The 6324-nt window shown below is 69.2% G+C and carries 5 protein-coding genes; 1 reads left to right on the top strand and 4 read right to left on the bottom strand.

Features of this window, described 5'->3' with window-relative positions; translation table 11 throughout:
- Nucleotides 1-172: 172 nt before the first annotated feature.
- From AC3XYG_RS05685 to AC3XYG_RS05670, 4 genes are all read right to left on the bottom strand, one after another.
- Nucleotides 173-2419, bottom strand: coding sequence for a PA5441 family protein (locus AC3XYG_RS05685; protein WP_489138843.1), 2247 nt, complete (start codon nt 2417-2419; stop codon nt 173-175).
- 169 nt (nt 2420-2588) lie between these two features.
- Nucleotides 2589-3611: a substrate-binding domain-containing protein gene (locus tag AC3XYG_RS05680; RefSeq protein WP_489138842.1), complete on the bottom strand. Its 1023-nt coding sequence runs from the start codon at nt 3609-3611 to the stop codon at nt 2589-2591.
- A gap of 61 nt (nt 3612-3672) precedes the next feature.
- Nucleotides 3673-4713 carry an ROK family protein gene (locus AC3XYG_RS05675; protein WP_489138841.1) on the bottom strand — a complete coding sequence of 347 codons (1041 nt, stop codon included), beginning with the start codon at nt 4711-4713 and terminating at the stop codon, nt 3673-3675.
- Nucleotides 4673-5020 carry a hypothetical protein gene (locus AC3XYG_RS05670; protein ID WP_489138840.1) on the bottom strand — a complete coding sequence of 116 codons (348 nt, stop codon included), beginning with the start codon at nt 5018-5020 and terminating at the stop codon, nt 4673-4675. The genes AC3XYG_RS05675 and AC3XYG_RS05670 overlap by 41 nt, the downstream gene beginning before the upstream one ends.
- A 725-nt stretch (nt 5021-5745) precedes the next feature.
- Here AC3XYG_RS05670 and AC3XYG_RS05665 point away from each other — a divergent pair.
- The coding region (locus AC3XYG_RS05665; RefSeq protein ID WP_489138839.1) for a LysR family transcriptional regulator at nt 5746-6324 on the top strand (579 nt) is incomplete at its 3' end.

Below are 6324 nucleotides of genomic sequence, written 5' to 3'. Positions count from 1 at the left end.
GTCCGCGCCTGGGCCAGCACCGGCTGCGGCACCACCCCGGCCCACAGCCAGAAGGCGTCATGCGCCGCGGCGTCGACGGCGGTGGCGGCGGCCGGCCCCGGCGCCAGTGCTGCGGCCACCAGGGCCAGCGCCGCCAGCAGCGGCCGTAGCACCGCCGGCGCCCGGCCCGCCGTTACCAGTAGTATTTCAGCGACTGTGCCCAGACCGTGCTGCCATAGCGCGACTTCAGCGTCTGGAACCACTGCTTGCGCTGGTCCGGCGGGATGTCCTGCGGGCCGCAGGTGTTGTACTGGGCCGGGGCGAAGCAGTTGATCGCCCGGTACAGGGCATAGGCCCGGTCGTTGCGCGCGGCCTTGGTGTCGGCCATCACCTTCATGTACCCGTCCAGCCGCGAATAGACCGCGCCGGGGAATTGGCTGGGGGTGCCACCCAGCTCTTCCGCCTGCGGCGGGCGGTCCAGGAAGTACGAATCCAAATCGTTGCGCAGGATGAACTCGCCCAGGCAGTTCAGCCCCTGCGGGCTGGCGGCGTTCTGCTTCAGCGTCGCCGCGATGTCCTTGATCGACGGGCAGGTGTAGTGGGACTCGGCGGCGCTGCCGTCCCACTGGAACAGGCTCAGCGACGGACCGTCCGCGTTGGCCTGGTCGGGGGCTTGGTCGGGGGCCGGCTGGTCCGGCTTCGGCGCCGGCAGCAGCGCCAAATCGGTGCCGAAGTCGCGGTAGTCGCCGCGGCTCAGATCCTTGTACAGCAGGGTGTACAGGGCGGTGTCCTGCTCCGTCGGGTCGACACCGGCGGCCTTGGCCTGCTGGCGCAGCAGGTCCTGCCCCGCCAGGAAGCGCAGCAGGATCTCGCGAATCTCCGGCGTCTTGATCGGCGAATCCGGGGCGAAGACCGTCGCCAGCTTGCCGCTGCGCTCATAATTCATGGCCAGCGCCAGCTCCAGCTGCGCCCGCTGCAGCGGCTGCTGCGCCAGCGGGATCAGCTGCAGCCACAGCTGTTGCGCGCCGGCCCAGTCGTTCTTCTGCTCCAGTGCGAAGCCGCGCAGGGTCTGCCGGCTGAATTCGAGATAGTTCGGCGCCGTCGTCGGCACCGCATCCGTCAGCGCCTGCAGCGTCTTGTCGGGGTCCTGCTCGACATAGAAATGATAGGCGGCGACGAGATAGCCGTAGAGCGCCGGCTGGCTGATGAACCGCGCCTTGTCCTGCTGCAGCGTCGCCAGGCTGACGGCCGGGCCGCCGTCACCGGTGGTGCCCTGGTTGCGCATCCACATCAGATCCATCACCGCCAGCAGCCTGGGGTCGGTGACGTCGGCGCTGTGCTGCGACACCAGCAGCTTGTTGTCAGTTTCCTGAACCAGCCCGTCCAGATCGTCGTCGCCCGGCTTGGCCAGCAGCTTGGCGTATTCGGCCGCCAGCTTCTGCTGGTCGCCGCCCAGCCAGTAGACCCGGCGCAGCAGCCCCTGGGCCGACGCGGCGTAGAGGCCGGTGGGATAGGCCTGCAGATAGGTGTCGAACGCCTTTTCCGCCGCCTCCAGCGTCGGCTTGTCGACATTCTCCAGCTTCGCATAGCCCATATCGTCGAAGGCGTTCGCCTGGGCCTGGTTCAGCAGGGTGCGGGCCGCCATGTAGCCGGCGGTTTCCTTCAGCCAGGGCTGGCTGCTGTCGGCCAGTGCGCCGAAGGCGCGGGTGGCGGCCGGGAAGTCGCCGGCATAGAAGCCGATCACGCCCTGCAGATAGCCCGCATACTGCTTGCCCAGCGGTGACTGGATGCCCGCCGGCTGCAGCGCGGCCTGCTGCACCTGGTCCCAGGTGCAGGACCCCAACAGCGCCATCCGGCTGCGGGCCAGCGCCTGGCGCTCCGCGTCTGGCAGGTCGGTGCTGTGGACCAGCTGTTCCAGGAACACCCGGGCGGTCTTGTTCGAATTGCTGGCGCAGCGGCTGCCTTCGCCGCTGGCGAACACGGTGGAGGAATCGGACGACCCGTCGCCGGAGGCCGGCTGGGCCGCATCCGGGGTCACGCCGATCTGCTTGGCCAGGTCGGCCAGCGCGGCGGCATCGGGGTCGGGCGGCGTCGTCCCGGCCGGGGTCTCGACCACGGCGGTGCCGTCGCCGGTGGCGTTCGTGCCGGTGTCCGTCGCCGTGGCGTCGGCCACGCTGGACAGCGAATCCAGCGAGAACGGCACCAGGCCGTAGCCGGTATCCTCATCGGCATCGGGGCCCGGCTTGGCCGGCAGCGCCGCCAGGCCCTGGTCCGCCAGCAGCAGGCGCAGATTGACCCGGCTGTCATTGGCCGGGCTCAGGAAGGGCATGTTGTTGCAGCCGTCCAGCTGGTCCCGCTTCAGCGACCAGGTGGCCGAACAGCCGAAATCGCCGCTCGCCTGCGCCGACTGGATGCCCAGGCCGCCCAGCAGCAGCACCATGGGGAGCAACCAACCACGTCCAACCATCATCCCTCCCTCGGCCTGCGCCCGGCCGTGCCCGATCACCGTCCAGTATCAGATTGCCGGCCACGCCGACAGACCCGATGCTGCACCCGCTCGGCGGCGAAATCGTGACGGGCCGGCGGCGGCAGCCGGGCCGCGGCGTCGGCTAGGATGTCGCCTGTCGCGCCGTGTTCCACTTCCGCGCATTCAGAAGGGCTGGCGGCGCGGGGGCGTGCCAGACCATCTGATAGGCCTCGATCACGGTCTGGTCCGTCACCGCGAGGCCGGGCAGCGCGATCCAGGGCGGCAGGAAGCGGCCGATCAGGGCCAGCAGGGTCACGACGCCGGCGGCCACGCCCTGTTCATAGGGGCGCTGCGAGGCGATGCCCTTGATCAGGCCGCCATCGCTGAGCTCCGTGGCGGCGGTGGTGCCGAGGTCGACGGTGGTGATGGGCAGGTCGAGCCCGCGCGCCCGCACCGCCGAGATGACCCTGATCGCCGGCTCATCCCAGGTGACGAACAGCCCCTCCAGGTCGTTGTTCTCGGAGAGCAATTGCTCGAAGGCCGCGCCGGCCGTCTCGATCGTCTGGAACCGGCCGCGGACCAGGGTGACGTCGGGCCGCTGCAGCTGCATCCATTTGCGGAACGCGATCTCGCGTTCATGGGTGGCGAAGAAATCGACGCCGTAGTTGATGATGCCGGCCACGGCCTCCTCTCGCAGGTGTGGCGACAGCAGTTCGGCGGCGATGGTGCCGAGGCCGAAATTGTCGGTCGAGACCACGCAGGCATAGTCGATGCCCGGCAACAGGCCCGTCGGTGCATTGTCCAGCAGCACCAGCGTCTTGCCGGCCCGTGAGATCGACAGATGCGCATCGGCCACGGCGGCGTTGCCGATCGGGATGCTGATCACCGCATCGACCGGTTCCTGCGCCAGGCGCTTCAGCTCGCGGCTCTGCACCTCCATGTCGAAGCCACAGTCGACCACCTCGACCACCGCGGCGGAATAGGAGCCGAGCACGCTGACCATGCCGGCCAGTTCCTGGCTCGACCAGTCGCTGGCCATCGTGTGCAGGACCACGGCGACGGAAAACCGGCCGGCGCGCGCGGCCGCAGCCTCCGCCTCCGACATCACGATCCGGTCGGCCGGCACTGCCCGCTCGCCATGCGGCCCCAGGCCCGTGATCACCATGCTTCCACCTGCGTCCCAATTGTCGTGCCTCCGGTCGGAAGGGCGTCGTCTCGTCGCTGTCTCATCGCGGTGCGGGCGGTCGCGCCACGGCAACCGCGCGGCTCCGCGACCGGGCCGCATGGACCAGGGCCGTCAGGTGGGGCAGGCGGCGTGGCGTGCCCAGGGTGACCCAGCCCTGCAGCATCTCGGCCGCAAACAGCTCGTCGGCCGCCACCTGGGCGGCGCCGACCAGGCCGGAGGAGCCGCCCAGCTGCGACCGCACGATCCGCAGATCCCGTGTGACCAGCGGATGCGACTGGCGGTAGATCGCCTCGCGGATCGCGGCCAGCAGGATATCGCCGGACGGACTGACGTCGCCGCCGAGGAGGACCAGCGATGGATTCAGCAGATTGACCAGGGGCGCCAGGCTTTCGCCGACCAGCCGGCCGCAGCGGACCATCAGCTCGGCGCAGAAGCTGTCGCCGAGCTGGGCTCCATGCCCGACATCGGCCGCCGTGACTTCGCCGCTGCGGGTCAGCGCATCGGCGAGATCGCGGCTGCGGCCGTCCTGCGCCGCCGCCAGCCCGCTGCGGGCGATGGCGTCGCCGCCGGCCATCGCCTCCAGGCAGCCGCGGCTGCCGCAGCGGCAGGTGATCGCGCCGTCCTCGCCGGTCGGGGCATGGCCGATCATGCCGGCCGCGCCCTGGGCGCCACGGTGCAGCCTGCCTGCGGACACGACGCCGGCGGTGATGGTGTGGCCGAGATTGACGTACAGCATGTCGGGGGCGCCGGTGCCGGATCTCAGCTCGCCCATCGTCATCATCTGTGTGCGGCTCTGGACCCAGGCCGGGGCGCCGAACCGCAGCACCATCTCGGACACGAGGTCGAGACTGGCCCAGTCCTCCAGCGTTTCGAGCGGCAGCGGCGCTTCGGCCTCGACGCCGCCTGTCCCGACCGGGCCCGGAAGTGCCAGGCCGAGCCCCCAGATCGCCGGCTTGCCGCCGCGATCTTCCATCAGCCACAGCAGCAGCGTGGTCAGGCGGTCGAGAATGGCGGCCGGGCCGATGCCGAGATCCGCCGCCTCATGATGTTCGACCAGCAGCCGGCCGGTCAGGTCCGCCATCGCCGTCGGCGTCGCTGCGGAACCGCAGATGGCGGGGCGCACGGCCACGGCCGGGCGGGCCGAGGTCGCCCTCTTCGACCAGCCCAAGCGCCGCCAGGATGGCGAGCCGGTCGGCGATCACGGCGCGGCCCAGCTCCGCCTCGTGCTCGAGATCGAGTCGTGTGGTCGCGCGGCCGGTGCGGATCAGGGTCAGCAGTTGCGCCAGGCTGGCATGGGCCGCGTCGATCGTGCGCGGCCGTCCCACCGCCCGGGCCGGCTTCGCCCGTTCAGGAGCGTCCCGGGTGCCGGTGGTGTGGGTCTTCTTCATCGATGCGGCTCCTACCCTCTCGGGGTCCGAACGAGGCATCAGTGAACGGGAAATTGCCTTGATACAACGGGTGTTTTGAATTTTCCGGCAAAAGTTGGCGCTCTTATGTGCCTTAATCGTTTGATCCAGTGCCGAATCGGTCGCAATAGTATTGCCAACGGACGGAAAACCCATCGATGAAGGGCTGTGATCTGCCGGTGCCCGGCGGTGCAGTCCCAGGCGACGTGGCAGCGCGGAGGCGCTCGTCCGAGGGAGGAATGTCATGTCACTCACCGTTGATGGGGCGACGCGGATATTTGAGTGTGTGATGCTCATGCTGGCGTTTTTCTGTCTCGGGATCTTTCCCAATCTTTCCGTGGTCCCGACTGCCCTGGGCATCAGACCGTAATCTACAGTGAATATGCATAAGGGTATAATCTTCATTCGGTGAAGCGACGGCTGGTCCACAAGGGTCCTGCTGACCGTCGACAGCCTTTCCGCAAAGACCTGGTTTTCCACGGATCGCCGACTGCGCGAAGGGTTGCAAAGCGTGGTCCCGTGGCAGATGCCGGGCCCCCGGCCGCCGCTGGTCAGCATCCCGTCCTTCACCCGGCGGTCCTCCCGGCACCAAGGCCGGCCCTGCAATTTGCAACCACGGAGGAAGGCATGTGCGCTGACATGGGAATGACGTCGCATCGGCATGGCCGTGCCGGCTTGCCGCGGCCGCCCGAAGCGAGGGCGGGGTCGTGACGACCGGGCCGGCGATGCTGGATGCGGGCGCAAGGGCATCCGGTGCTCGCCAGACGAACCTCGCCTCGGTCGACCTGAACCTGCTGGTGGCGCTCGAGGCGCTGCTGGAACAGCGTAACGTGACCTATGCCGGGCAACGTGTCGGGTTGAGCCAGCCGGCGATGAGCCGGGCGCTGGCCCGGCTGCGCGGGATGTTCGACGACGAATTGCTGGTGCGCACCTCCACCGGGCTGGCGCTGACGACCCGTGGCGAACAGCTGCTGGCGAAGCTGCCCTCGGCGCTCGGGTTGGTCCGCGAGATCCTCGCCGCCCGCAGTTTCAGTCCCGAAGACATCAAGTCGAAGATCACCGTGGCGATGCCGGAGCACCAGACGCTGGTGCTGCTGCCGCGGCTGCTGCCCCGCCTCCGATCCCGGGCTCCGAATCTCGACATCGTCATCCACTCGCTGCTGGCCGGGTCGCTCAAGCGCCTGGAGAACGGTGAAATCGATTTCGCGGTCGGCCAGGTCGACGGCACGCCGCCCGGCTTCTACCGGCGCACGCTCTACACCGACCGGTTCGTGTGCCTGCTGCGC

This window comes from Inquilinus sp., from assembly GCF_057815775.1.
Note: the sequence above shows the minus strand (reverse complement) of the source record. Positions and strands in the feature narration are given on the sequence as shown.